Genomic DNA, 25,934 nt, shown 5'->3' with positions numbered 1-25,934 from the left:
CGATGAAGGACAACCGCCTCGATCCCGCGCCCAAGAAGGCTGGCAAGCCCATCTGGCCCAAGGTCCCGGCTGGATTCGTCCGGTCCGTCCTGGCAGGCCACTCCGCCCTCGGCCTGGCCTTCGCAGCCTTGATCTATCTGGTCTGTTTCTCAGGATCGGTCGCCGTCTTCGCGCGGGAGTTCCAGCGTTGGGAACAGCCGAATGCGACGCCCATCGCCGCAGTGACGCCGGCCGCCCTGCAGACCGCCATGGAACAGGCCATCGCTCGTTCCTCGACGACGGTGGAGCATGTCCGCATCCTGCCCCCCACCCCGGACCTGCCTCGCTTGACGGTGAGCACGGACGCCGACGGCGTGGAGCATACCTACGCCGCGGATGCGGCCGGGCGACTGGGGGATGAAGGCGAGGCCGTCTGGACTGAGTTCATGGTCCTGCTGCACACCGCCCTGCATCTGCCCCGCGCCTGGGGCGGCTTCGTCGTGGGTCTGGCGGGGGTCGCCCTTCTGTCCTCGCTGATCTCTGGCGTCCTGGCCCATCCGCGCGTGTTCAAGGACGCCTTTCATCTACGCTGGGGCGGCGCCAAGCGGCTGCAGGAAGCCGATCTGCACAATCGGGCGGGTGTGTGGGCCCTGCCCTTTCACGTCATCGTCTCGCTGACGGGCGCCCTGTTGGGCCTCAGCACCCTCATCGTCGGAATTCTGGCCCTGGCCATGTTCCAGGGCGACACCTCCAAGGCCTACGCCCTGTTCGTTCCGGTCATTCCCGACGATCCGCGCCCGGCCGTCGCCCCGCCCGATCTGGCCGCCGCCGTCGAGGCGGCCCAGCGGCTGGCGCCCGATGCGCGGCCGACCTTCATCAGCATCGAACATCCTGCCGAACAGGGACAGACGGTCGTGGTCAATGTCGCCAAACCCAATCGGGTGATGGCGGGCTCCAACCTCTATTTCGACGGACGGGGTCGCCTGCTCGACATCAGCCGCACGGCTGAGCCGAACCTGGGGCAAAAGATCCTGGCCTCCCTGGGGCCGCTGCATTTCGGCTGGTTCGGCGGCATCGTCGTCAAGATCGCCTATGGACTGCTGGGTCTGGCCTTGACGGCGGTGACGGCCAGCGGCGTCGCCATCTGGCTGGCGCGGCGACGCGACAAGGGCCGCCCCGCCCCGCGATGGGAACGGATCTGGATCGGCGCCGTCTGGAGCCAACCCCTCGCCTTCGCCGCCTCGGCCCTTATTGTCCTGGGCTTGTCCTCCACCGCCGCCTCGACGCCCCTGCTGGTCTGGGGTCTGGTCACGGGGACGACCCTGGGACTGTCAGTCTGGGTCGAACCGGCGCGCTTGTCGCGCATCCTGCGGCTCGTCTCCGCCGTCGCCCTGGGGCTGGTCGTGCTGACACACCTGGTTCGCCACGGCGCCCATTACGAAGACTCCGCCGCCTGGGCCATGAACGGCGCCCTGGCCGCCATCGCCGCCCTCCTGGCCTGGACGGTTCTAAGGCCTGCAATCCGCCGGACGAGTCAGGCGGCGACCGCGGAACAGACCCGGGCCACATAGTCGGCGTGGGACGGCATGACCGCCACGCATTTGCCGATCACCGTCTCCACATCGTTCAGGAACCGCTCGATCTCCGCTTCGGGCGTGACGTCGACCAGCGGATCATAGCCGGCGGGGATCACACCCTGGCCCAGGAAGACCTGGATCCAGCTTTCCTCGGTGAACAGCTCGTCGTCCTCGCGGAAGACCCGGCCGTTGGCGCGGAACAGGTCCATCTTGCGCTGGAGGGTGTCGGGAACGGCCATGTCGCGGCAATCCCGCCAGAAGGGCGTGTCGTCCCGATAGGTCGCCTTGTAATGCAGGATGACGAAGTCGCGGATCCGCTCATATTCAAAGTCCATCTGACGATTGAACTCGGCGATGGTGGTCGGGTCGAAACCGCCGTCCGGCATCAGTCGCACCAGACGGGTCAGGACCGACTGGATCAGATGCAGGCTGGTGGATTCCAAAGGCTCCAGAAAACCGGAGGCCAGACCGGCCGCGACGCAGTTCTTGTTCCAGACCTGGCGTCGCTTGCCCGCGACGAAACGGATGCGATTGGGTTCGGCCAGCTGATCCCCATCCAGATTGGACAGCAGAATCCGTTCGGCCTCCGCCTCGTCCATATAGCGGCTGGAATAGACGTGGCCGTTGCCGGTGCGGTGCTGCAACGGAATGCGCCACTGCCACCCGGCCGGCCGGGCGGTGGCGCGCGTGTAGGGGGTGAAGGGTTCGGTGCGGGCGCAGGGCACGGCCAGGGCCCGGTCGCAGGGCAGCCAGTGGGTCCAGTCCTCATAGCCGGTCTTCATCGCCTCTTCGATGATCAGGCCGCGAAAGCCCGAGCAGTCGATGAACAGATCGGCCGCCTCCACCGCCCCGTCCTCCATCGTCACCGACTGGACGAAGCCGTCGTCGGGCCGCAACTGAACCGAGGCGATCTTGCCCTCGCGCCGTCGCACCCCCGCCGCCTCCGACAGGCCGCGCAGATATTTGGCGTAGAGACCGGCGTCGAAATGGAAGGCGTGGGCGATATGGCCCAGCGGTGAACCCGTTCTTTGGGGATCGGCCCGCATGAAACGGTTCTGCAAGGCCGCCGCCGTATTGATCGAATAGGCGGCGAAGTCCGACGCGCGACCCGCAGCGCGCATCTTCAGCCAGTACTGGTGGCAGCGCAGCCACTCCAGATCGCGCCCGATGACGCCGAAGCCGTGGATGTAGCTGGAGCCGATCCGGTCCCAGTCGATGAACTGGATGCCCAGTTTGAAACTGGCCTGGGTCCGCCGCATGAAGTCGGCCTCGTCCAAACCGATCAGCGCGTTGAAGGTCTTGATGGCCGGAATGGTCGCTTCGCCCACGCCGACCGTGCCGATCGCTTCCGATTCGATCAGGGTGATGTCGTAAAGCCCCCGAAACAGGCGGGAGAACAAGGCCGCCGCCATCCAGCCGGCCGAACCGCCCCCGACGATCAGGATCTTCTTCAACTGGCGCACGCTCACATTTCCTCGTTTTTCGGGAAACTTGGCAGCAAGCGACGCGACTCGGCAAGAGCGGCGATCTCGGCAATTGGGGCGATGCGTCAGAAGACGTCATCCGTCGTCGTCGGCCCTCCCCGTCAATGAGCGCCTGACCGTCTTGGTCGGCGAAGGCCGTCGCCGCGATTATTCGCCGGACTGTTTTCGGAACGTCATCGTTGAGCCGTAAAAGCGCGGCCCAACGGGTGGGCCCACGGGGATTGGATGTCAGTTCAGGATTTGGGTGCGGGACGACTGCTGGCCAAGAACGCCGTGCGTCTGCGCGCCTTCGTCCGCAGCCGCGTCCACAATGATGCGGACGCCGACGACATCAGTCAGGAGGCCTACGCCCGCGTCCTGGCGCGATCTCAGGCTGCGCCGCTGAAGGATCCGGTGGCCTACGCCTTCCGGGTGGCCCTGAACCTGCTGAGCGATCGCAGGCGCGTCGCCTCTCCGTCGGCCGGCGAGGCGATCGACGAGGCGGCGGCGTCGGACGCCCCCTCTCCATTCGAGGTTCTCGACATGAAGCAGAGAGCGGACCTTTTCACCCGTGCGCTTCAGCGCATGCCGCGGCTGAGGCGCGAAGTCTTCGTGCTGAGACAGTCCGCCGATCTCAGCTACGCCGAGATCGCCGCCCGGCTGAACATTTCAGTCGAGGCGGCCCAGAAACACTTCAGCCGCGCGGCCGTTGAGGTCCGCCGCGCGGTGGACATGGAGCGCGCCCGATGAGGCCGTCTGCGCCCACCCCAGAAGAACAGGCCGCCCTGTGGGCCGACCGGCGCCGCTGCGGCGAGATGGATGCGGCGGCTGACCAGGCGCTGCGCGCCTGGCTTGCGGAGGCCCCGGACCGCGCGCGCCTCTTGGACGCCCAGGAACGCCTGCTGACCGATCCCGCCCTTGCCGCCGTCACTGCGCGGTTGGCGGCCGAGGCCGGACGTTCTCGGCGCGCCGGCCTCCATCCTGCGCCTCGGCTGTTCCACCGCTGGTCTTCACGGCTTTGGGTCGGCGGCTTAGCGGCGGCGGCCTGCGCGGCGCTGGCCGTGCTGATGTGGCCCTCTGCGCCCGTCGTCATCGAACAAAGGCTGGAGGGCGTGGCGGGACAAAGTCTTCAGGCGGCCCTAGAGGACGGCTCCCTGATCCAGCTCAACGGCGACAGCCGCGTCCGCACGGCCTTCGGACCGGAACGGCGCGACGTCTGGCTCAGCGGCGAAGGCTTCTTCTCAGTGGCCAAGGACGCCAGACGTCCGTTTTCCGTCCTTACGGCGACCCACCGCATCACGGCCCTAGGCACGCGCTTCAACGTCGATGAACGCAGCGGCGGCGCGGTGGAGGTCACGGTTCTGGAAGGTCGGGTCGAGGTGGTTCCACTGAACCATCCCGAGCGCCGTCAGCTTCTGTCCGCCGGCCGCCGATTGCTGAGCGACGGCGCCGCCGGGCCGATCCAGCGGCTGGACGCCGATGTGACGACGCCGGACTGGACCGAGGGATGGATCGACGCGGACAATATGAGCCTGGCCGACCTGCTGATCGAGCTGAAGCGCCGATCGCCGGGGCTGAAGGCCGAGTTGGCCGATCCCGCCTTGAGCCGCCGCCGGATCAGCGGGCGGTTCGCCGCCTCTGAGCCTCAGGACGTCCTGACCACCGTCGCGGACATGCAGGGCCTGACCCTTCGCAGGGAAGCCTCCGGCCGTCTGCTGATCGAGCGGTGAGCCAGGCATGGGGACGGGCCGTGCAAGGCTGTGGAGCGCCGTAGCGGCGACGAGCCTGTGGCTTGCGGCGGGGCTTTCGCCGGCACAGGCTGAAGCTCGGGACCTTCAGTCCACACCTGACCGAACAGCCCATAGGTTTCAGATATCCAGCGGCCCTATGGCCGAGGCTCTTCGGGCGCTGTCGCGCCAATCGGGTCTGGCTGTGCTGGCTGACGCCGATCTGGTGGGTGGCCGCCGCACGCCGGGCATACAGGCCCGAACCACCGCCTGGACCGCCCTGAACCGGCTGCTGGCCGCCCACCCCGATCTGAGGGGCCGGATCGTGGGTCAGACCCTGATCGTCGAGCGCGCCCAGCCCCAGCCCCCCGCGGCCGAGCTGGAAGAGGTGGTGGTCCTGGGACGCAAGGGCGCGATCGACGACGCCCTGGCGATCAAACGCGCCTATGACGGCGTCAGCGATGTGGTCAGCGCCGATGATGAAGGCCTGCTGCCGACCAACAATCTGGCGGAAAGTCTTGCGCGCCTGCCTGGCGTCAACGCCGTCCGCAACCATCAGACCGGCGAGGGCGACCGGTTGACGGTTCGGGGCATGTCCACCGAATGGAACGCCTATCGGATCAACGGCGTACGTCTGGGCGGAGCCGGGTCGCGGGCGGACAAATTCTATCGCGGCGTCCGCCTCAGCTATTTGCCGCCCGAGGGAATCCAGAACCTGATCGTGCGCAAGACCTTGACGCCCGATCTGGACGGCGACGCCCTGGGCGGGCTGATCGACATCCAGACCCCCACAGCCTTCGACGCCGACCACGACCATGTGCGGCTGTCGGTCGAGCACGGCTGGCTGACCCGGTTCGACCGACCGAAATCGGGCAAGGCGGCCCTGGCGGTTTCGCATCGGTTCGGCGATCGGCTGGGTCTGTTCGTCGCCGCCAACTGGAGCGACGCCCGCTCGCAGTTCGAGATGGTCGGCGGCGACAGCGACGACCTGCCGCCGGTCTGGTTCGACACCGTCTATTCGACCGGCTGGGATTTCGACCGGTTCGTCATGAGGGGCATGGAGTTGGCGGTCGGCGAGACCCAGGTGCGTCGCCTGGGTCTGAACGGAAGCCTGGACTGGCGAGGCGCACACCAGGACCTTCACCTGCGGCTTCAGTACAACCGCTATGAGGGCGAGGAGTATCGAAACCGTTTGAACTTCCGCAACGACGGCCTGGCGGGGACCGAGCGGCTGGTCCAGGTGGACAGCCGGAGAACCGGTCTGGCTCAGCCGGACGCCATGGTGGTTGGGTCTGATCCCAGCCTGGGGCGCATCTACGGCTATTCGACCGCAGACGTGAAGGATGTGGACGGAGACGGACGGATCACCGACGCCGACCGCAAGGTCCGCTCCGTCTACAGCCTGGCGGGCGCTTCGGGCGTGTGGGATCCGATGGGGTTCCGATTGAGACGGTTCTGGGAATCGACCCGTGAATCGGGCCTCCTGTCTTCCCTGAACCTGGGCGGACGGCGATGGGGCGGTCCCTGGCGGATCGCCTATGACCTGTCGCTGTCGCGGTCCAGGGATGATTTGGACGGCGGCGCGCTTCTGGAATTCCGGACGGACGCGGTCGAATGGCTGGGCAATCGCGGGATAAAGGTGATCGAGACCGGCGACCCGCGCTTTCGCCTGTGGGGGCTCAACCCCGCAGGCATGGCTGCGGTTCAGGACCCCGCCGCCTTTGATTTCAGACATCTGGGCGAGGAGTGGGAGCGCACGTCCGAAACCCTGGGCCAGGCGCAGTTCGATCTGACCTATACGCCGAGCAGCGGCTGGCTGGAGTCGGTACAAGTCGGGGGCCGATACATGCGCTCCAGCCGCCGCAACTCGGGCGCCGCCCGGCCCGACCTGATCGGACCGGAAACCCTGGCCGACCTGGACGGCTTGTTCGGTACGCCGGTCACCGACATGTTCGACGGCCGCTATGTCGGCGACCACCGCCTGGGCGTCGTCCTGGACAATCGGCGGATGGCGGCCGAGATCGACCGGGCCTATCGCGGGGACAGCGCCTATTTCACCATCGATCCCAAATTCAAGGCTCAGACCGACACAGAACGCTTTCGGTTGAAGGAACAGGACGCCGCCGCCTATGTCATGGCCGCCGCCCGATGGGATGAGACCCAGATCACGGGCGGTGTCCGGATCGAACACACCCGATCCGACGTCAGCTATCCCATCCTGGACGCGCTTCGCGGCGACGGCCGAGACCATCGCCGCAACAGTTTCACCAATGTGCTGCCGTCGCTGCATCTGCGGCGTGCCCTTGACGGCGACAGGGTGCTGCGGGCTGCGGTCTGGACCAGTTTCGCCCGGCCCGACATCGCCCGAATGACGACGGCGCGGCAGTATGTCTATGACCAGGACCCCGACCGCGACGGCAAGACCAATCCCAGGACCGACTGGACCCTTCAGGAAATCCGCCAGGGCAATCCGGATCTGAAACCCATGGAGGCGGTCGGCTATGATCTGTCGCTGGAACGCTATGGTCGATCAACGGCCTGGTCAGCCGCCCTGTTTCACAAGGATATCCGCAACTTCCTCTATCGGGCCTCCACCAGCTCGATTCGCGACGGCGGGCTGATCGAGCGGGGGGAGGAGGATGGCGCGCCCGTGCGGGCCTACGCCAACGGGCGCAAGGCGCGGATCAGCGGAATGGAACTGGCGATCCGTCACAACCTGGACTGGGCGCCCGCGCCGCTGGACGGCCTGGGCGTCTCGGCCAATCTGACCTGGCAGCTCAGCCGCGCCGACGCCAACATCAGCTGGCGCCGCGGCGATCGTCTCCCCTTCACCGAGACGCCCGAGACCCTGGCGAGCGTCGAACTGTTCTGGCAAGGCGGCGGATGGGAGGCGGCGGCCGGCTGGAACCGCCAGTCGGGCTTCCTGGAAGGCATGGATAGTTTCGCCAACGACCCGTACGAACAGCCCTACAGCTTTGTGGACGTCAGTCTTCGACGGCGGTGGGGCGCAGACGGCTTCGCTTCGATCCAGGTCCGCAATCTGCTGAACAGTCATACCTATTGGTACACCTTCGGTTCGGGATCGGAGGATCTGCGCGAATACATCCGTACTGGGCCCACGGTGACCTTGGCGATCAGCCGCAGCTTCTGACCTGGTCTTTCGACGCCAGCCGCCCCGAAAATCGCCGCCTGAAGTCGCCGCCCAGGCGCGAGACGGTCAGGTCGTAGCCGCCGTCCGCCCGAACCGGAAGGCGAAGGCGCAAGGGCGCGCCGGCGCTGACCCTGTGGCGGCGCGTGGGATAAAGGCCCGCCTCGTCGCTGACGCAGAACCAGGCGTCCTCGCCCAACACGATCTCGAGTATCAGTCCCCACCCCCGGCGGGGCGTCCTCACTTGCACCGACGCCTGCGCCGCCCTGAACCGTCCACCGGCCGGATCGGGGGTGGGGCCTGTGCTGGACCGGCCAAAGCCGCCCGACCGCACGCGGGACGGATCGACGGCGTCCCGCCTCCAGTCCCCCCATGACGGCGGGACCTCCATCACGGACGCGCCGAAAGCCCGCAGTCGGCCGCGGCGCTCCGCAATGCGCGCGGTCGGTCGGTCTGGATGACGTTGGCGTCCATCGCCAGCAGCCCCTCCAGACGAGCGCAGACATCCGGTGCGCCGCTCGCCACGGCGTGATCCACCTCGCCCAGGCTGTTGACCCAGATTCGCGCCGGCAGGCTGCGCACGCCGCGCCGAAGGTCCGGGGTCAGGGAGTCGGGATCGCCATGCACGATCGCCACATCCGCAAGTCCCGCGAGCGCGGCCCCTAGACCGTCTGGACGATCGACGCGCGGCATGACGTGCGCGCGGGGTAGGAGCCGTCGCACCGCCCGCAGCACCTCTCCGTCCGAGTCGAAGAAGACGACCTGGTCGGTCATCCCCAATCCTTCCACCACCGCCGCCACGGCCGCGACGCGATCCGTCTTCATATCCAGATCGACCAGCACCCGACCGCACGTCCTGCGGAGAGCCTCAACCAGGGTCGGCGGCGGTTCGGCGCTGTTCGCCAGTCGCAGATCCCGCAGTTGGCCATAGGTGAGGCTTTCCGCCTCGCCGACGCCGCCGGTGGTCCGCGTCACCGTCCGATCATGCATCAGAAAGGGCACGCCGTCGGCCGAGACCTTGACGTCCAGTTCGACGATGTCGGCGCCCTCGCGCACCGCTTCGTCGACGGCGGCCAAGGAGTTTTCGGGCGAAGTCAGATGCCCCGCCCGGTGAGCCGCGATCAGCAAGACGCCGCGCGGCTGGGCCAGGTCGGTCTGAAGACGCGACATCGCCGCAGTCTCTCCACAGACCGGACCGGCCAGGGCCGGCGTCGCCGCCAGCCCCGCGACCGCGATCAGCCCGACCAGACCGACGCGCCAGCGCATCACCGGTCCTCCCGCCGCAGGATCAGCTCCGGCGTCGCCGGCTTCAGATCGGTCAGGCGCGCCGGGCCCTGGCCGGTCTTGTCGAGCTGGAAGGCGTCATACAGCAGACCGTCCATGGTGAAGGCCCGCACCGTCAGCCGATCCGGCGTCGCCTCGATCTGCTGGAACACCTGAATCCCGCTGCCCTTGCGGACAGGCCAGTTGATGTCGCCCAGCGGATACTGTTTCGGCCCGACGTTGGAGACCATATAGACCGGTCCCTGATCGTGCGGCCGCCCGCGTCCATAGGTGTGGTCGTGACCGGCCAGGACCAGATCGACGTGATGGCGATCCAGCACCGGTTGAAGCACCGCCCGCAACTCGGCGCCGTCCCGTCCCCGCGCCGTCGAATAGAGCGGATAGTGCATCAGGATGACGGTCCAGCGCGCCGGACTGTCCGTCAATTGACGCTCGAGCCAGGCCAGTTGATCACGCGCCGACTGAGGGTCTTCATCCATCATGTCGGCGTCCAGCGAGATGACGCGCACACCCTGATAATCGACGCGATAGACGGTTTCGCTGAGCCGTTCGGAAGGGCCGTTGTCCGGCAGGTTGAACTGAAGCCGCCACTGGGGCGCCAGCTGCTGCGCCTCCGCGCCCTCGGGCTTCATATATTCATGATTGCCAGGCGTCATCAGCGACGGGGTCTCCGCCAGCCGATGCGGGTCCATGTCGAACCACTGGCCCCATTCCGCGTCATTGTCGGCCCGATTGATCAGGTCGCCGGCGAACAGCATGAAGGCCGCGTCCGGCGTCTGACGCAGGGCGCGACGCACGGCCAGACCGCCCATCGAGCGGATGTCGTTCTGGACGTCGCCCATATAGAGGAAGGTGAAGGGGCGGGCCTCGGCGGCGGCGGTTCTGACCTGACGCCACGCCGACCAAGCGCCCTCACGGCCGACGCGATAGACATATTGGGTGTCCGGCGTCAGGCCGGTCAGCTGAACGCTGTAGTAGTCGGCGGAAACCTGCTCCTGATCGCGGGTCGTGAAGGCGGCGGCGGTGCGTTTCGCCGCGATCCGCACCGCAGTCTGAGGATAGGCCGGTCCGGGCGTCAGGGGCGCATATTCGATAAACCCCTCCCCGCCCCCGGCTTCGGCGCGCCAGTTGAAGGCCAGGCTGGTGGCCGGCGTTTCGGTCAGATTGACAATGACCCGTTCGGGCAGGCTCTCAGCCTGGGCGACCGGGACGACGGCGAAGGCCAGAACGCTGCAGGACAGGGCCGCGGCGAGACGCAGGGACAGACGCATGGGAATACCTCGGTTGGAGAAGAAGAGGCCGCTCGCGGTGTCTTCCGCGAGCGGCCGGACGTCGTCAGAGACGCCAGTTCAGGTTCAGGCTCAGATAGCGGCCGTTCTCGATATAGTCGCGAACGCCGCCCTTCCCGGAGCCGAAGGTGTAGTAGTAGGTATAGCTGTCCATCAGGTTCTGCACCTTGAAGGTCGCCGTCAGGTTCGGCGTGATCTGACGCCGCATCATCAGGTCCACAAAGTGGTAGTCCTGCTCATAGGGGTCGTTGCCAAAGTCCTCGATGTCTTCCAGCGACTTGTCCTGGTAGTTATAGGCGACATAGGCTTCCCAGCCGTTGCGTTCCCAGAACAGCTCCAGGTTCACGATGTGGTCTGGGGTCTCCATGAACGGCAGGGTGTAACCCTGCGGATGCCAGGACAGGCCGGTCTCGGCCGACGAACGCTGGATGGTGGCGTTCAGGGCCACGCCCAGGCCGTCGAACGGCGCGGGCAGCCAATGCAGCTGCTGACGGGCGTTGATCTCCACGCCGTGGATTTCGGCCTTGCGGCCGTTCATCGGCATGGAGACGGAGACGCCCGACGGATCGTCGAACTCGCCCAAGGTGCCGTCTTGGATGACGGAGGACGATGACCGGTACAGGAACTTGTCCAGGTCCTTGTAGAACAGGGCCACCGAATAGGCGCCGGTCCGCCCGTTGTAATACTCCGCTGACAGATCATAGTTGATCGAGGTCATCGGCTTCAGTCCGGGATTGCCCTGCACGATGCCGGTCAGGACCCACTCCGTGGTCGGATTGGTCTTGCCGTCGCCGTCGGGATCTTGGTCGTAGCTGTATTCCTTGACCGAGGTCATCCGGTTGATGTCCGGGCGCGACACGCTGGTCCAGATCGCCGCCCGCAGCTTGGCGCTGGGCGTCAGATCATAGTTCAGATGCACCGACGGCAGCCAGTTGGTGAAGCCGGTGTTGTCCAGGGCGTAGTCTTCGCCCCGCACCGGATCTTCCGTCCAGGCGCGGATTTCGTTGTCGGTGTCCTCCATTCGAACCCCGGCGATGATCTCGGCGGCGCCGAAGCGAGCCGTGCCCATCACATAGGCCGACACCACCTGTTCGTCGTAGAACCAGGTGGAGGCGTAATCGAGCGACTCCGTCTCTTTCAGGGCCAGCAGGGTGGAGTTCCCTGCCTTGGCGCGATCGATCTCGGCCATCATCTTGTCCGTGTCGATCACGGCGCCGAGTTGGTAGAGGCCGGTGTAGCGGCCGTCGAACATGTCCGTGACCGGTTCGCCGAACAGGGCCGAATAGTCAGCCATGGTTCCCGTGGGTGCCAGATCGATCAGCGTGCCCTGACGGCGTTCACGCTCGGACTTGTAGTATTTGGCGCCGACCCGCACCTCTTGCAGCCAGGACCCGGCGGGTTCGTAGCGCAGGTTGAACTGGGCCTGATTCAAGGTCTCCTTGGCGCCGCCGTATTCGCCGCTCAGGCCGGAGGCGGTGTATTCCTTCAGATCCTGAACGGCGGCCATGCCGGCGGGGTTCAGCACCCATTTCAGATACTGCGGATCATCCTGGCTGACGATCTCGACGCCCTCGTTGCCTTTCCACAGATAGGCGTTGCGGCCGAAATACATGTCGTAGCTGTCGATGATGTTGTCTTCCGACTCCGAATGGGAGGCGTCATAGTCCAGGGTGAAGGCGCCGAACCGGCTTTCGCCACCCAGGTTGATCAGTTGCAGCACGCCCTCCGTCGTGCCGCCTTCCCAATAGCGGCGCAGACGGAAGCCCTTGGGGTCCCAGGCGCCCGAGGCGCCGTTCAGGCTGTAGAAGCCGGCGGCGCCCTTGTCGGCGTCGGTGATCTTTCCGTCCTTGTCGCGGTCCACGATCTGGGCGGGGGTGTAGTTGTAGATCGCCCCCAGCTTGGGGTCGTAGCCGACGACGGCGTCAGCGGGCTGAACCAGGTCGCCTCGCGTCTTGTCCATCTGCTCCAGACGGGCCGAGACCTTGGTGCCGCCTTCGTTGCGGAAGTTCAGACGGTTCCTGAACTGCGTTTCCTCATATTCATTGTACTGACCACGCAGGTGGAAGCTGTGGTTGTCGCCGCGGTAGTCCAGCGAGCCGTTGAACCCCCAGCGGGTCACATCCGTGTCGCCGGTCGACATCTCCAGACCCCGCGACACGAAGGTCTTGGGATCGAAATCCAGGCTCTCGGTCGTGCTGTACCAGGTGCGGGGCATGTTGTCCCCCGAGTTGCCGATCTGCTCGAACTGCGAACCGCGCTCGGAGTAGTTGCCGGTCACATAGAGGCCAAGCCGATCCGAAAACTGCTTGCCGAAGGCGACGTCAGCCGCCCATGAGGTTCGGTCTTCGCGCTGTTGCAGCAGGGTTCCCTCGATCGAACCGGCCGCATAGGTCGGAGCGTAGTCGAAGGCCGTCGGCGTCTTGATGTCAATCGTCCCGCCGATGGCGTCGCCGTCCATGTAGGGGAGCAGGCTCTTATAGACGGTGATGGCGTCCACGCCCGAAGTCGGCAGGAAGCTGAGCCGAACGCCACGGAAGAAGTTGTCGTTCGGCGACCCCGTGCCGCCCATGCGGACGCCGTTGACGGCATAGGCGTTGTACTCGGTCGCCATACCCCGGATGACGACCCGGTCGCCCTCGCCGGTGAAGTGGTTGCGAACGGCTGAGACGCCGGGAATGCGCGATGCGGCTTCGGTCAGGTTCGACGACGGCAGCTTGCCCATGTCGTCGGCGCTGACGCTGTCCGAGATCATGTCATTCTTGCGTTTCTCGTCGATCGAGCGACGCAGGCCTTGCAGATAGCCGGTGACGACGACGTCATCCAGGACGGCCGGATTGGGCTGAGCGACCTCCTCCGCCTCGGTCGAGGCGGACCGTGACTGTGACTGCGATTGCGACTGCGATTGGGCGACCGCCCATTGCGGGAAGGCCGCGACCAGGGCCAGGCTTCCCGCCGCCGCCAGATAGCGCGATTTGATGTTCATTGGTGTGATCCCCCGAGGTCTGCCGAAGGCGCAGACGACAGAGAGACGGAGCGATCAGACCAAGCTGACAGGCGTCATCAACATTTCATCTCTACGTCGCCGATCCTTACCGAACGGGCAATCCTGGATGGCGCCGCCCACGCCTTATCGACTTGGCGACCGCCTGAGCGGAGCCGGACCACCGCTGCGTCGCATCACGCTCGTCCTCGGGAATCTCTTCCAAGGGAGCGTAGAACATCAGGCCTGAGGCCGCGTGCAGGACGCGGGCGGCCGACATCTGCGAGCGGGTCATCGCCGGCTCCCCCCAAGGACAGCGGCTCCAGCACGTCCAGCCGCATCTATTAAAATCGTTGCGGCGTTCAGGGGCCTAACCTAGGCTCCGGTTCGAGCTCGAATGAATGGGCCGAACGGGGGGATACACTATGTCGCTCGCAAGCGTCGATCTGGCGATCCTGGCGATCTACGCGGTCTTCATCTTCGGCCTGGCCCAGTGGGTTTCTCGCAGCAAGGGCGGCGAGCAGAAGACCTCCACCGACTATTTCATGGCCTCCAAGAGCCTGCCGTGGTGGGCTATCGGCGCCTCGCTGATTGCGGCCAACATCTCGGCCGAACAGATCATCGGCATGAGCGGGTCCGGCTATGTGATCGGCCTGGGCATCGCCTCCTATGAATGGATGGCGGCGCTCACCCTGCTGATCGTCGGGAAATTCTTCCTGCCGATCTTCCTGCGCAACGAGATCGTCACCATGCCGCAGTTCCTGCAGCAGCGGTACGGGCCGACGATCCGAAACGTGATGGCTGTCTTCTGGCTGCTGCTCTACGTCTTCGTGAACGTGACCTCGATCCTGTGGCTGGGCGCCATCGCCGTTCACACGGTCACGGGCTTCAACCAGGACTACGCCATCGTCGCCATCGGCGTCTTCGCCCTGGCCTATCAGCTGTGGGGCGGTCTGAAGGCCGTGGCCCTGACCGACATCGTCCAGGTGGCCCTGCTGGTCTGCGGCGGCCTGATCATCGGCTTCATCGCCCTGTCGACCATCGGCGGCGCGGGCGGCGCGCTGGCCGGCTTCAACACCCTGCTGACCGAGTTCCCCGACAAGTTCGACATGATCCTGTCGCCGGATAATCCTCACTATCAGGAGTTGCCGGGGATCGCCGTCCTGCTGGGCGGGCTGTGGATCATGAACATCAGCTACTGGGGCTTCAACCAGTACATCATCCAGCGCGCCCTGGCCGCCAAGTCCCTGCCCGAAGCCCAGAAGGGCATCGCCTTCGCCGCCTATCTGAAGCTGCTTATGCCGGTGATCGTGGTCCTGCCCGGCATGGCCGCCCTGGTGCTGGCCCCGAACCTGTCGGCGCCGGACCAGGCCTATCCGTCAATGATGAACCTGCTGCCGGTCGGTCTGAAGGGTCTGGTCTTCGCCGCCCTGATCGCCGCCATCATCGCCTCGCTGGCGTCCAAGGTGAATTCGATCTCGACCATCTTCACCCTGGACCTCTACGCCAAGATCAAGAAGGACGTGCCCGAGCATCAACTGGTCACGGTCGGCCGCATCGCCGCCGTCGCCGCCGTGATCATCGGCATCCTGACCGCCCGTCCCCTGCTGGGCGGCTTCGACCAGGCCTTCCAGTTCATCCAGGAGTTCACGGGCTTCTTCACGCCGGGCATCGTCGTCATCTTCATGCTGGGCCTGTTCTGGAAGCGCGCGTCCGAAGCCGGCGCCCTGACCGCCGCCATCGGCTCGGTGGTTCTGTCGGCCGTCTTCTGGTGGCTGCAGGAGACGGGTCAGTTCATCTTCCCCTTCATGAACCGCGTCGGCGTCGTCTTCATCGTCTCGCTGATCGCGGCGGTGGTCGTATCGCTGCTGGCGCCGGCCAAGCCCGACGCCATGAAGATCAAGCTGGACAAGATCAGCTACAAGACCTCGCTCGGCTTCAACCTCGCCGGGCTCGGCGTCATCGCCTTCCTGATCCTCGTCTATTCGATCTGGTGGTGAGGTGAGCGACGGGCGTCTGATCCGTAAACGGCCGAGGAACCCGCCTGGGTGATATCCGCGCGCTCCGCGGCGCTCAGCGGAATACCGCTCAGGTTTGCGAAACCGTCTTTGATCCCGGCCGCGCCGGCGATGCCTCGTCCATTGACCAGGACTAAGGTATTGCCTGCCCAAACCGCCCAGATTGGCTGCGGCGACGCCCAGCGCCCCAGTTGCGAGACCGTCACAAGCGGCTGCTAAGGTGAAAGCCTCTAGGACGCGTCAGAAAAGCTTCCGGGAGACGGGGGGCGTTTCGGTGCTGGGCAGGCGTGACCGGTGGTCCACAACCGCCGTCTATGGTGCAGCTCACTACGGAAAGAGTCTGTTCTGGTACGGCGGAGAGGTTCTGTTCGCCTTCTTTCTGACCGAGGTTGCAGGTCTGACGCCCGCCCATATGGCCGGCGTCTTGGCGATCGGTTTTCTTATCAGCGCGATCTTCGACCTTCAGGCTGGGCGGATTCTGTTTCGCCGGTCGGCGGGCATGAGGCGCGCAGCTGGCCTGCAATCCCTCGGCGCGATCTTTAGCGGCGTCGCCTTGGTGGGGGTGGTCGCAACCGCCCTGCTTCCCTTTCCGATGCGCGTCGGCTGGGCCCTGACGACGGGCGTCCTGTTTCGCCTCGCCTTCGCCGTCTATGACGTCTCTCAAAACTCCCTGATGGCCAATGCGACCGCAGAGGTTGAGGCGCGGTCGCGTGTCGCGGTCACGCGCATCTTCGCCAGCGGCCTGGGCAATCTGAGCGTGGCCGTGGTGGTCGGTCCCTTGATCGCTGCTGAGCGGCGCGGCGGCGGCGGCGTCATGCTCATCGCCCTGGCGCTGATCGCGGCCCTGATCGCCATCACGAGGGCGATCTTGTTGAACCGGCGCCTCAGGGGCCCAACGGATACAGCCGACCTTCACGTGCAGTCTCCGTTGAAGAGATCGGGCCTCGGCTTGGCGGCCCTATGGCCCCTGTTCGCCATGATGGTCCTGATGATGTTGGGCCCTTCTCTGTTTCAGAAGTTGGAGCCTTACTTCGCGACCCGCGCCTTCGCGTCATCGACGACGGGCGGCGCCCTCATCATCGCCGCCGCCGCAGGCGTCTGCTGCGGCCAACCGCTCTGGCTCATGATCTTTCCTCCGTCCCGCCGCATCGCCCTTTTCACGGTTTCGGCTCTGCTCCAGGCCGCCGGGGCCGTGGTCTTCCTCCTGGCGCCGTTCGACGCGCCGATCGCCTTCATCGCCGGCGCTTGGCTGTTCGGCCTGGGCAACGGCGGGCTGGGCATGGCGAAATGGGCCAGCTTCAGCGACTGGGCGTCCCGCCTTCCGGCCCACCGTCAGGGCCTCGCCTTCGCCATCTTCAGCGCCCTGGCGAAAATCACCCTGGCGCTGGGCGTGCTGATCGTCGCCGCCGCAATTCATCCGGGCGTGACCCCGGAGGGTTTGCGCGGGTTCATGGCCGCCGGCCCCGTCCTGACGTCGATAGGAATGATCATTCTGGCGCGACGGGCTGCGCCTCGCGAAACGGGCGACACGCTGGCTTCCGAAACCATGGGCGCATCACCACCTCGCACATCCTGAACAGCGTCGACATCCCATCTGATGTCGCGATCTGGCCGATCATATGGGAAAGCGAGGGCGCGGATCCGACAGCCGGCCTGACACAGATCAAAGGCTCAGTCGGGCGCCGTCGGCTTGACGGCCGGTCGGCGCCCAAGTCCCTCCACATAGGCGATCATGGCGGCCGGCTCGTGGTCGGGCGTAGCGACCAAGGAGGTTCCATCGACCTCGCGCAGGACCGGAATAGGGCGACGTTATTCTGGTGGGCCACTCTTATGGCGGCGTCGTGAACACCACCGATGGCGTCGATCACCCAAGCGAGCTAGCGTCTGCGGGTCCCAACCAAAGGAGTGCGATTGCCGACCGTGGATCTAGAAAACCCGACGGCCCTGCCAGGAGACAAGCTCCGCGACATGGTCCCGTTTGTGCGATGCGTTTCCTAGAGCGCCTGCGTTGCCATGTTGGAGGAAACCCGGGTCGCCGTGCGTCCAAATCAATGGACGGGAACGGAGATAGAAGATGTTAAACCGAATTTTGGCGGCGATTGTAATCGCGAGCGCGCTGCTTGGGGGACCAGCAGCCGCTCACACGGACCATATCACCTCCCCGAATGCGGCGTTTGGACATGACGTCGGCGACGATTATCAGTTGATCAACTATCGGCAGTTCGAAGCCTATCTCCACACGCTCGCCGCCCAGTCCGACCGCATGAAGCTGATGGAGGTCGGCAAGACGACCGAGGGGCGGACGCAGTATGTGGCCGCCGTCTCGTCTCCGGCGAACATCGCCCGCCTGGATCATTATCGCGACATCGCCCGCCGTCTGGCCAAGGCCGAAGGCGTGGACGAAGCCGAGGCGCGCGCCCTGGCGGCCGAGGGCAAGGCCGTGGTCTGGATCGACGGCGGCCTGCATGCGACCGAGACCGTGCCGCCCCAGGCCCTGATCGCCGCCGTCCATGAATGGGTGACGGCTCAGGATCCCGAGGCCCTGCGGGTGCTGGACGACGTCATCATCCTGTTCGCGCCACTGAATCCGGACGGCTGGGATCTGGTGGCGGACTGGTACATGCGGGAGGAGGACCCGGAGAAGCGGGAGTTTGCCAGCCTGCCGCGCCTCTATCAGGCCTACGTCGGCCACGACAACAATCGCGACTATTATCTGTCGGCGATGACGGAGACGACCAACGTCAACCGGATGCTGTTCCGGGAGTGGTTCCCTCAGATCGTCTACAACCACCATCAGCCGGCGCCGGCCGGGACGGTCGTGTTCATGCCGCCGTTCCGGGATCCCTTCAACTACAACTACGACCCCTTGGCGATGACCACCCTGTCGGAAGTCGCCGCCGCCATGCACAACCGGCTGGTCGCCGAGGGAAAGCCCGGCGCGACCATGCGCAGCGGCGCCCCCTATTCGACCTGGAACAACGGGATGGAGCGGTCGATCACCTATTTTCATAACGCCATCGGCCTGTTGACGGAGATCACCGGGCACCCGACGCCGAGCCGCATCGCCCTGGTTCCGGACAACCAGTTGCCGCGGAACGATCTGCCGGCCCCGATCGCGCCGCAGACCTGGCGGTTCCGGCAGTCGATCGACTATTCGCTGTCGATCAATCGGGCGGTGCTGGACTATGCCTCGCGCAATCGCGACCGGCTGTTGTTCAACATCTGGCGTATGGGGGCGAACGCCATCGCGCGGGGCGAGACCGACACCTGGCGCGTCACGCCGTCGCGGATCGACGCCCTGAAGGCGGCTGCGGGCCAGACCGGCCGCACCGCCGATCCCGCCCTTTACGACAAGGTGCTGCGTGATCCGGCGCTGCGCGATCCGCGCGCCTATGTCATCCCGGCAGACCAGGCCGATCTGCCGACGGCGATCGCCTTCCTCAACAGCCTGATCAAGACCGGCGTGGACGTGGATTGCGCGACCCGCGCCTTCTCCATCGCCGGAACCTCCTATCCGGCGGGATCCTTCATCGTGCGGACGAACCAGGCCTATCGGCCGCATGTGCTGGACATGTTCGAACCGCAGGATCATCCGCACGACCTGCGATATCCCGACGGTCCCCCCGTCCTGCCCTATGACGCGACCGGCTATACGCTGGCGCTGCAGATGGGGGTGAGGTTCGACCGGATTCTCGATCCGTTCGAGGCGCCGCTGGAGCGCGTGCCGGACCTGATCGCCGTGCCCGCCGGTAAGATTCGCGGACGGGGCGACGCGGGCTTCGTCGTCGATCATGCAGCGATCAACAGCTTCATCCTGAGCAACCGTCTGCTGAAGGCGGGGCAGCCGGTGTTCTGGCAGAAGACCGAGGTTCGTCTCGGCGCGCGCACCCTGGCGCCCGGCGCCCTGTGGATTCCGGAAAGCGAGACGTCGCGCGTCCTGGTCGAACAGGCGGTCGCCGAGCTGGGCCTGAACGCCGAAGCGGTGTCGCGCGCGCCGGCGGGCGACGCCATGGCGCTGAAGCCGGTGCGGATCGGTCTGGTGGATCGCTACGGCGGCTCCATGTCCGCAGGCTGGACCCGTTGGCTGCTGGAGCAGTTCGAGTTCCCCTTCGAGGTCATTTACCCCCAGCGTCTCGACGCAGGTGACCTGAACAGGGATTTCGACGTCCTGGTGTTCGCGCCTGATCTGCTGCCCGGCGACTTCCCCAACGGGAGCGGGCGCGGACAGCCGGATCCCGAGACGATTCCCGAAGCCTATCGGTCCTGGCTGGGCGCCGTGACGCGAGAGAAGACCCTGCCGCAACTGACCCGCTTCGCCGAGGCCGGGGGCACGATCGTGACCGCAGGATCGGCCCATAAACTGGCCCTGGCCCTGGGGGCGCCGATCGAGGACGTGCTCTCGAACGCGGACAGGCCCCTGCCCTCCACCGACTTCTTCATCCCCGGCGCCTTGCTGGCGATGGACGTCGATCCGGCCGAGCCCCTGGCCTACGGCCTGCCGGCGCGACTGGATGTCTTCTTCGACGAAAACGCGGCCTTCACCGTGCGCGACGGCGCCCGGATCGCCGCCCGTTACCCAGCGACCCCTGTGGTGTCGAGCGGCTGGGCCATAGGGCCCGAGAAACTGGCCGGCGCCGCCGCCGTGGTCGATGCGCCTATGGGGCAGGGTCGGCTGATCATCCTGGGGCCGGACGTAATCAATCGCGCGCAGGCCCGGGCCTCGGTGCGGCTGTTGTTCAACGCCCTGTTCTACGGCCCGGCGACAGCGGCGGGCTCCTGACTCTGAAAGGGGCGTCGGCCGGACGCCGACGCCCCTGCCCGCCTGGATCTGGAGTCAGCGGGGCGCCAGCTGAACTTCGAAGAAGCGATCGACGCGGCCGCGAAGATCCTCAGTCGCGGCTGCGTTGGCGGCGACCGCCTGGCGGCTGCGGCTGGGATCGTCGAATCCGTGGGCCGCATCCGGATAGAGGGTCAGGTTCACTGAAGCGCCCGCCGCTTGGGCGCGATCAACTAGGGTCCGGCAGCTTTCGGGCGACACCTCCTGGTCGGCCGTTCCCATGAAGACCTCGACCGGCGCATAGGCCTTGTACTCCCGCCGGAACCGTCCCTGGAGGCCGCAGCCCGGATAGAGGGCAAGCCCCGCCCGGAAGCCTATCCGCCGCATGTCGCCGGGCTTGTCGTCAGCCAAGGCCGAAAGGACAGTGCTGGCGCCGTTGGAGAAGCCCATCAGGCCGATCCGGTCATCCGCCACCCCCTCCAGGCTGCGCAGGAACCGCAGCGCGCCATAGGCGTCCAGGGGGCGGATCGTCACTTCGTTGATCTCTGGCGGTCGCGAACTGTAGGTCCCGGCCGCGAAACCGGTCGGATAGCCTCGCGGCCCGAAACTGTCGACGACAAGGGCGTAGTACCCCCGGTCGGTCCAGTACGCGGCCCAGAATTTGAGTCGCAGCGTCAGGTTCCGCGCCTCATAGACCCCGTCGGCCAGGGACGAATAGACCCCGCCCCTGCCGTGCAGCAGGACGACCGCCGGCGCGCCGGATTCGGGCGTTGGTCCCTCGGGCCGGAACAGATAGCCGACCAGTTCGGTTCGCGGCTCGTCCATGCTGCGAAACACGACCCGCTCGCCGAGCCGCTGTTCAGCCGTGGCCGAGCCCTGCCGGACGACGGCGTTCGATATCGCCGTGTGGTGAACTGCATCAGAGTTCAGCGGGGCTTGCGGCTGCTCCTGCGCCTGGACGGCCGGCGCCGCGGCCAGAAGGGCGGCGAGGAGCGCCGAGAGATGGCGTTGAGGACGGGTCATTCGAGCGGTCTCTCCTTGTAGGCTGTGAAATCCAGTTCGCCCTCCATCCGCGCGACGGCGACGGCGACGGCCAGGTCGCTGGTGCAGTTCGGCACGGTGCGGATCATGTCCAGGGGCCGATCGAAGGGCAGGATGAAGCCGACGATCAAGGCCGTCTGCTCCGGCCCCAGACCGATGACTGAAAGCACTGCCGCCAGCAGAAACAGGGAGGCCGAAGGCACGGGCGCGGCGCCCAGGGCCACCATGGCGGTGACCGCCATTATGGCGAGATAGTCGGCTGGCCCCAGGGCCACGCCGAAAACCTGGGCGGAAAAGGCGGCCAAGAGGCCGACGTAGAGGGCGGTGCCGTCCATGCTCAGGGTCACTCCGAGCGGCAAGACCGTCGAGGCGATCGCCGGGCTGACGCCGAGATTTCTCTGGGCCACCCGCAGCGCCATAGGCAGGGTCGCGGCGCTGGACGAGGTCGAAAAGGCCACCGCCACCGCGTCTACGATGTCGCGATAGAAGGGCAGAGCCGGCGTTCGCGCCAGAAGACGCAGTACGGCGCCGTGAACGATGAAGGTCTGAAACGCCGCGCCGACAACAACACAGCAAGACAGCCGCAGGACGCTGACGAAGGCCGACGGCCCGCTGGTTCCCATCACCCAGGCGATGAGGGCGAAGACGCCGAACGGCGCCAGCTCCATTACGAACTGGACGACGCGCAGAAGCACGGCCGATCCGGACTCCAGAACTTTCTGCAAGGGGCGTCCGTCCTCGCCCGTCACCAACAGAGCGGCGCCGATCAACAAGGCGAAGAAGATGACGGCGAGAATGTCGCCCTCGGCCATGGCCGCGATAGGGTTCAAAGGCACAATGTCGGCGAGGACGGCGGCGAGATCCTGTGCGTCGGCCAGAGGCGCGGGCGCGACGCCCGCTAGATCGACGTCGGCGCCCGGCTGGATCAGCGCGCCCAGGCCCAGACCGACGGCGGCGCCCACCAGCATCAAGCCGAAGTAGAGAACCATGGTCTTGAGACCGACCGCTCCGAGACGCGCCGGGTCGGACATGGCCGACACGCCGGCGGCGACGGTCACGAACACCAGCGGGGTCACCAACATGCGGATCAGCCGAACGAAGAGGTCGCCGATCCATTTCAGATCCTGGGCGCGTTCTCCGAGCACTAGGCCCGCGAGCACGCCCAGCCCCAGACCCAGCAGGATCCGTCGCCACAGCGGCGTGGCGAACCATAGGCGCGTGACGATCCGCACCGGTCGGGCCAAGCCCGCCGAAGGCGCAAGGGAGGACATGTCGATTTCCAGAGAGGCCCGGACGAGGCCTCAGCCTCGCCCGGGCGTCGCCATTAGAAGGACTTGCGGATGCTGGCGTACCACCAGCGGCCGCGGTTGGAATGGACGCTGCCGTTGTAGCCGAACCGGTCGTCGGCCAGCGGCGGGTCCTCGTCGAACAGATTGCGCGCGCCGATCCGGACCCGGGCGCCGTCCAGCGGGCCGCCCTTGTCGAATTCGTATTGGACATAGAGGTTGTGGGTCAGCCACTCGTCCACCACCCAATAGTCGTCGGTATCCACATAGGTGGCGCTGGTGTCGACGAAGTCGGAGACGTAGCTGGTGTACCAGCCTGAGGTCCACTGCCCCAGGTCCCACGTCAGGGACGCGGTGAACTTCCATTCCGGCCGGCCGTTCTGTCCGATCAGGTCTTCCACGCCGCCGACCGTCACGCCCGCGATCGTGCCGTCGGCCAGGGCGTCCAGCAGGATTTGATGCTGTTCGCTGGCCTCCTGATACAGTTTCAGCTTCTGGCTGGCGTTGAGGCTGAGCCGCCAGTCGCCGACCGGGGTGTCGCGCAGCGTGTAGAAGAGGCGGAAATCGAGGCCTTCAGACTCGCGCGGCTGCAGGTTCATGTACTCGTCGGTGATGTACAAGAGGTCGCCGACGGGCGCGAGGCCCGCTGCGGCCGCATCGGCGATCTGCTGGGCGTTGGGCGTATCGCGAACCACATTGGGGTTCGAACTACCGATCTGACGCAGGTAGTAGTCCCTGATCAGTTGGTTCGTACCGCCGAAAATTCCGACCAGATCCTCCTGCCGGATCTTCCAGTAATCGACGGTCAGCGTCAGGTCGCCGAACCGGTCGGACCAGAGTTCGGGTTCGAACACCAGGCCCAGGCTGAGGTTCTCGGAGGTCTCCGCCTTGAGGTCCGTGTTCCCCGACCGTTTTTCGATCCGATCTTCGCTGGTGCAGTAGTCGTTGCTGGTCGTCAGCGTCGGGATTGCGCCGATAGCGAGTTGCACCGCACAGGCGGCGTAATCACGCCGGCTGTTGGAGCGTTCGAAATCCGGCTGGTGGAGTTGCAGCAGGTTGGGCGCCCGGAAGCCTTCCGACCAGGCGCTGCGGAACATCAGCCAAGGCGTCGGGCGATAGGCCAGCGCGATCTTCGGGGCCCCGACCGTTCCGAACAGGGTGTAGTTCTCCACGCGACCCGCAATCTGGAGGTCGATCGACTGCACCAGCGGGATGTTCATCTCGGGCGAAACGACCGGTACGGCCAGTTCGAGGAAGGCCGAGTAGACGTTGCGGGCGCCCGAGCTGTCCGGGGTGTAGGACACGCCCATCACGTCGCTCTGGGATACGACGCCTGCCAGGTCCGTAAAGGTGATCGTTCCGTCCAGACGCGGGTCGCGATCTTCAGCGAAGGTTTCGCGACGCGCTTCTACCCCCGCCGCCAGGCCCACATTTCCAGCCGGCACCGGATAGAAGTCGCCCTTGGAGACCTTGAAGTCCCACTGCATGAGCTCGGTCTCGGCATAGCGGTAGACCTTGACCATGAAACTGTCGATCGTCTCCTGGTTATTCAAACCCGTCGCGCCGTTCCGGGGACTGTTCAGATCGCCGCCCACAAAGGGATTATAGGCGTCAGGCGTCGTCCTATTGATCGCGTCCTGGAGCAAGGTCATGCTGACCCCGTCCATTTCGTCGGTCGTTTCGGCCTTGCTGTAGAGCAAGGCGCTTTCCCAATCGAAGCCGAAGCGTTCGCCGCGCAGACCGCCCAGATATCGGGTGGTGACGTTTTCGACCTCGACCTCCCGATAGCCGAGATCGGCGAAACGGTAGTCCTGAATTTGGATCGCTGAACCCGTTGTCGGCACCCCGGACAATCCGCTCAGCCGAGCCGTCACGCCCGTGGCGCCGAAAGGATTCCAGTAGGCGGTCGGCGACATGAGGACGCGCTGCGTGTCCAGCGGCGTGTCCTGCTGGCGCTGCGACCAAGTCTCGCCCCAGTAGTAGCTCAGCTCTCCGAAGAACTCGACGCCGTTATCGAACTCGTGGTTGATGAAGGTGAACAGATTGGCGCGGTCCACCGCCGAACTGATGGTCCGCATAGAGTCCAGATCATATCGGAGATTGTTGTCCTCGCTCGTCGTCGACAGGGTTGAGTTGTCGAAACAGGTCCCCGTCGTATAGGCGCCGGCGATGCAGCCGGCGTTGGTGCTGGGCTGAACGTGGAAGGTGCCGGCGGTAGATGTCAGGGTCGTTCCGTTGACGCGCGTGGTGGTTCCCGCGTTCTTGTAGGTCGTCGGATCCAGCTTGATGCCCTCAGCCCAGGCCGTGATCGTGCTGTAGGTCCCATAGTCGAGGCCAGAGGCGCGGCCGTTGAAGGCGGCCACCCGTCCCGCGACCGTCGCATAGTCGCGTTCCCAGATGTAGAGCGGATCCCGGGTCAGGTAGCCGCCCATGATTGAGACGTTGGTCTTGCCGTTGTTGAAGTCCTTGCCCGCCTGAAAATCGAAGGAATATTCCTCCATTCCCCCTTCGTCGTGCCCCATGGCGGCCTGGACCGTGAAGCCTTCGAAGTTGTCGCGCAGGACGTTGTTGACGACGCCGGCCACCGCGTCGGTGCCGTAAAGCGCCGCAGCGCCGTCCGCGAGAACCTCGACCCGACGCAGGCCGAATGTCGGGATGGCGTTGGTGTTGACCGTCTGAACCGGCACATAGCCTTCAATCTGCGTACCGGGGTGAGGCACCAATCGCCGGCCGTTCAGCAGCACCAGCGTATTGCCCGTGCCGATCGAACGCAGATCGATCGAAGCCACATCGCCCCGCGCATTGTTGATCCCGCCGTTGTCGCTGTCCGCCTCATTGAAACCGACGTCGCCCATCTGTGCGATGGAGCGGTAAAGATCGTCGCCGTCTGCGGCGCCGATCGCATCCAGATCAGACTGATCGACGACGGTGACCGGCAGGGCTTCGTTTATGCGTGTCCCCCTGATCCGGCTACCGACGACCACGACCTCTTCGACCTCGGCTGCGCGTCCGTCGCCGTGCGTTCGCTTTTGCAGGATGATGGTCGATCCCTCATGCGAGGCGACGTAGAGGTCGGTGCCGTCAAGCAGGCGGCTGAGCGCGTCTTCGACGTCCATCTGCCCCGAGACGGCGGGTCCGACTCGGCCCGTGAGGTGGCCGGTGGGCGCTGAAATCGTCACGCCCGCCTGACGCGCCAAGTCAGGAATGGCTTGCGCCAGCGGCTGGGCCGCCACATTGAACTGCCTCACCTGAGCAGCGGCCCCATGGGCGGCCACGACAAGCACCCCGCCGGCGACGCCCGCCGCCAGCCAACTCTTCCACGACACCATGAGATCCCCCGATCCGTCTGTCTATGTTCCCCCGGC

Annotated in this window: 17 protein-coding genes; 7 read left to right on the top strand and 10 right to left on the bottom strand. The window is 65.9% G+C overall.

Annotated elements, in window-relative coordinates; genetic code table 11:
- Nucleotides 1–2: 2 nt before the first annotated feature.
- Entirely contained in the window at nucleotides 3–1,550 is a 1,548-nt protein-coding gene (locus ACZ5M6_RS08540) for a PepSY-associated TM helix domain-containing protein (RefSeq protein ID WP_464158159.1), read from the top strand.
- On the opposite strand, the gene ACZ5M6_RS08535 is transcribed toward ACZ5M6_RS08540, so the two are convergent.
- Entirely contained in the window at nucleotides 1,514–3,019 is a 1,506-nt protein-coding gene (locus ACZ5M6_RS08535) for a tryptophan halogenase family protein (RefSeq protein WP_464160113.1), read from the bottom strand. The two genes, ACZ5M6_RS08540 and ACZ5M6_RS08535, sit on opposite strands and share 37 nt — an antisense overlap.
- 246 nt (nucleotides 3,020–3,265) lie before the next feature.
- Here ACZ5M6_RS08535 and ACZ5M6_RS08530 point away from each other — a divergent pair, with 246 nt between their 5' ends.
- The 3 genes from ACZ5M6_RS08530 (at nucleotide 3,266) to ACZ5M6_RS08520 (ending at nucleotide 7,897) form a co-directional block, all read left to right on the top strand.
- On the top strand, nucleotides 3,266–3,769 hold the full coding sequence (locus ACZ5M6_RS08530; protein ID WP_333896087.1) for a sigma-70 family RNA polymerase sigma factor: 504 nt from the start codon (nucleotides 3,266–3,268) through the stop codon (nucleotides 3,767–3,769).
- On the top strand, nucleotides 3,766–4,749 hold the full coding sequence (locus ACZ5M6_RS08525) for a FecR family protein (protein WP_464158157.1): 984 nt from the start codon (nucleotides 3,766–3,768) through the stop codon (nucleotides 4,747–4,749). The genes ACZ5M6_RS08530 and ACZ5M6_RS08525 overlap by 4 nt, the downstream gene beginning before the upstream one ends.
- A 157-nt stretch (nucleotides 4,750–4,906) precedes the next feature.
- Nucleotides 4,907–7,897 (top strand): TonB-dependent receptor, encoded by a 2,991-nt coding sequence (locus tag ACZ5M6_RS08520; RefSeq protein WP_464158155.1) that lies wholly within the window; start codon nucleotides 4,907–4,909, stop codon nucleotides 7,895–7,897.
- Here the strand turns inward: ACZ5M6_RS08520 and ACZ5M6_RS08515 are convergent.
- The 5 genes from ACZ5M6_RS08515 to ACZ5M6_RS08495 all read right to left on the bottom strand — a co-directional run bounded on the left by ACZ5M6_RS08515 (nucleotide 7,881) and on the right by ACZ5M6_RS08495 (nucleotide 13,742).
- Nucleotides 7,881–8,285 (bottom strand): phospholipase domain-containing protein, encoded by a 405-nt coding sequence (locus ACZ5M6_RS08515; RefSeq protein ID WP_464160112.1) that lies wholly within the window; start codon nucleotides 8,283–8,285, stop codon nucleotides 7,881–7,883. The genes ACZ5M6_RS08520 and ACZ5M6_RS08515 overlap by 17 nt on opposite strands.
- Nucleotides 8,285–9,160, bottom strand: coding sequence for a glycerophosphodiester phosphodiesterase family protein (locus tag ACZ5M6_RS08510; RefSeq protein ID WP_464158154.1), 876 nt, complete (start codon nucleotides 9,158–9,160; stop codon nucleotides 8,285–8,287). The genes ACZ5M6_RS08515 and ACZ5M6_RS08510 overlap by 1 nt, the downstream gene beginning before the upstream one ends.
- Complete coding sequence (locus tag ACZ5M6_RS08505; RefSeq protein ID WP_464158151.1) at nucleotides 9,160–10,449, bottom strand: purple acid phosphatase family protein; 1,290 nt, start codon at nucleotides 10,447–10,449, stop codon at nucleotides 9,160–9,162. Before ACZ5M6_RS08505 ends, ACZ5M6_RS08510 begins: the two co-directional genes overlap by 1 nt.
- Before the next feature lie 64 nt (nucleotides 10,450–10,513).
- Nucleotides 10,514–13,450, bottom strand: coding sequence for a TonB-dependent receptor (locus tag ACZ5M6_RS08500; RefSeq protein ID WP_464158149.1), 2,937 nt, complete (start codon nucleotides 13,448–13,450; stop codon nucleotides 10,514–10,516).
- Nucleotides 13,451–13,556: 106 nt separating this feature from the next.
- Nucleotides 13,557–13,742: a hypothetical protein gene (locus ACZ5M6_RS08495; protein ID WP_054765350.1), complete on the bottom strand. Its 186-nt coding sequence runs from the start codon at nucleotides 13,740–13,742 to the stop codon at nucleotides 13,557–13,559.
- Nucleotides 13,743–13,872: 130 nt separating this feature from the next.
- Between ACZ5M6_RS08495 and ACZ5M6_RS08490 the strand changes: the two genes are divergently transcribed.
- Nucleotides 13,873–15,447 carry a sodium/sugar symporter gene (locus ACZ5M6_RS08490; protein WP_191558029.1) on the top strand — a complete coding sequence of 525 codons (1,575 nt, stop codon included), beginning with the start codon at nucleotides 13,873–13,875 and terminating at the stop codon, nucleotides 15,445–15,447.
- Here the strand turns inward: ACZ5M6_RS08490 and ACZ5M6_RS08485 are convergent.
- The gene (locus tag ACZ5M6_RS08485) at nucleotides 15,429–15,671 is read right to left on the bottom strand and encodes a TonB-dependent receptor plug domain-containing protein (RefSeq protein ID WP_152949854.1); all 243 of its coding nucleotides are present in this window, start codon (nucleotides 15,669–15,671) and stop codon (nucleotides 15,429–15,431) included. The genes ACZ5M6_RS08490 and ACZ5M6_RS08485 overlap by 19 nt on opposite strands.
- A gap of 68 nt (nucleotides 15,672–15,739) precedes the next feature.
- On the opposite strand from ACZ5M6_RS08485, the gene ACZ5M6_RS08480 reads away from it, so the two are divergent.
- Both ACZ5M6_RS08480 and ACZ5M6_RS08475 read left to right on the top strand, forming a co-directional pair.
- Nucleotides 15,740–17,041 (top strand): MFS transporter, encoded by a 1,302-nt coding sequence (locus ACZ5M6_RS08480; protein WP_464158145.1) that lies wholly within the window; start codon nucleotides 15,740–15,742, stop codon nucleotides 17,039–17,041.
- Between the two features lie 627 nt (nucleotides 17,042–17,668).
- A complete protein-coding gene (locus ACZ5M6_RS08475; protein ID WP_464158143.1) occupies nucleotides 17,669–20,245 on the top strand; it encodes a M14 family metallopeptidase in 2,577 nt (858 codons plus the stop codon).
- Between the two features lie 54 nt (nucleotides 20,246–20,299).
- Here the strand turns inward: ACZ5M6_RS08475 and ACZ5M6_RS08470 are convergent, their stop codons facing one another.
- From ACZ5M6_RS08470 to ACZ5M6_RS08460, 3 genes are read right to left on the bottom strand one after another with little or no spacing between them, the layout of a single operon-like run.
- The gene (locus ACZ5M6_RS08470) at nucleotides 20,300–21,265 is read right to left on the bottom strand and encodes a dienelactone hydrolase family protein (RefSeq protein ID WP_348683445.1); all 966 of its coding nucleotides are present in this window, start codon (nucleotides 21,263–21,265) and stop codon (nucleotides 20,300–20,302) included.
- Nucleotides 21,262–22,554: a dicarboxylate/amino acid:cation symporter gene (locus tag ACZ5M6_RS08465; protein ID WP_464158140.1), complete on the bottom strand. Its 1,293-nt coding sequence runs from the start codon at nucleotides 22,552–22,554 to the stop codon at nucleotides 21,262–21,264. Before ACZ5M6_RS08465 ends, ACZ5M6_RS08470 begins: the two co-directional genes overlap by 4 nt.
- Before the next feature lie 53 nt (nucleotides 22,555–22,607).
- Nucleotides 22,608–25,898, bottom strand: coding sequence for a TonB-dependent receptor (locus ACZ5M6_RS08460; RefSeq protein ID WP_464158138.1), 3,291 nt, complete (start codon nucleotides 25,896–25,898; stop codon nucleotides 22,608–22,610).
- Nucleotides 25,899–25,934 lie beyond the last annotated feature (36 nt).

The sequence above is a fragment of the Brevundimonas sp. Br13 genome (assembly GCF_055391505.1).
The sequence above is the reverse complement of the archived record's forward strand: the minus strand, read 5'-3'. Positions and strand labels throughout refer to the sequence as shown.

Excerpts from the sequence above, each read along its gene's own strand:
- ACZ5M6_RS08540 (WP_464158159.1), top strand. The coding sequence starts at position 3 with ATGAAGGACAACCGCCTCGATCCCGCGCCCAAGAAGGCTGGCAAGCCC.
- ACZ5M6_RS08530 (WP_333896087.1), top strand. The coding sequence starts at position 3,266 with ATGTCAGTTCAGGATTTGGGTGCGGGACGACTGCTGGCCAAGAACGCC.
- ACZ5M6_RS08525 (WP_464158157.1), top strand. The coding sequence starts at position 3,766 with ATGAGGCCGTCTGCGCCCACCCCAGAAGAACAGGCCGCCCTGTGGGCC.
- ACZ5M6_RS08520 (WP_464158155.1), top strand. The coding sequence starts at position 4,907 with ATGGCCGAGGCTCTTCGGGCGCTGTCGCGCCAATCGGGTCTGGCTGTG.
- ACZ5M6_RS08515 (WP_464160112.1), bottom strand. The coding sequence starts at position 8,285 with ATGGAGGTCCCGCCGTCATGGGGGGACTGGAGGCGGGACGCCGTCGAT.
- ACZ5M6_RS08510 (WP_464158154.1), bottom strand. The coding sequence starts at position 9,160 with ATGCGCTGGCGCGTCGGTCTGGTCGGGCTGATCGCGGTCGCGGGGCTG.
- ACZ5M6_RS08505 (WP_464158151.1), bottom strand. The coding sequence starts at position 10,449 with ATGCGTCTGTCCCTGCGTCTCGCCGCGGCCCTGTCCTGCAGCGTTCTG.
- ACZ5M6_RS08500 (WP_464158149.1), bottom strand. The coding sequence starts at position 13,450 with ATGAACATCAAATCGCGCTATCTGGCGGCGGCGGGAAGCCTGGCCCTG.
- ACZ5M6_RS08495 (WP_054765350.1), bottom strand. The coding sequence starts at position 13,742 with ATGACCCGCTCGCAGATGTCGGCCGCCCGCGTCCTGCACGCGGCCTCA.
- ACZ5M6_RS08490 (WP_191558029.1), top strand. The coding sequence starts at position 13,873 with ATGTCGCTCGCAAGCGTCGATCTGGCGATCCTGGCGATCTACGCGGTC.
- ACZ5M6_RS08470 (WP_348683445.1), bottom strand. The coding sequence starts at position 21,265 with ATGACCCGTCCTCAACGCCATCTCTCGGCGCTCCTCGCCGCCCTTCTG.
- ACZ5M6_RS08465 (WP_464158140.1), bottom strand. The coding sequence starts at position 22,554 with ATGTCCTCCCTTGCGCCTTCGGCGGGCTTGGCCCGACCGGTGCGGATC.
- ACZ5M6_RS08460 (WP_464158138.1), bottom strand. The coding sequence starts at position 25,898 with ATGGTGTCGTGGAAGAGTTGGCTGGCGGCGGGCGTCGCCGGCGGGGTG.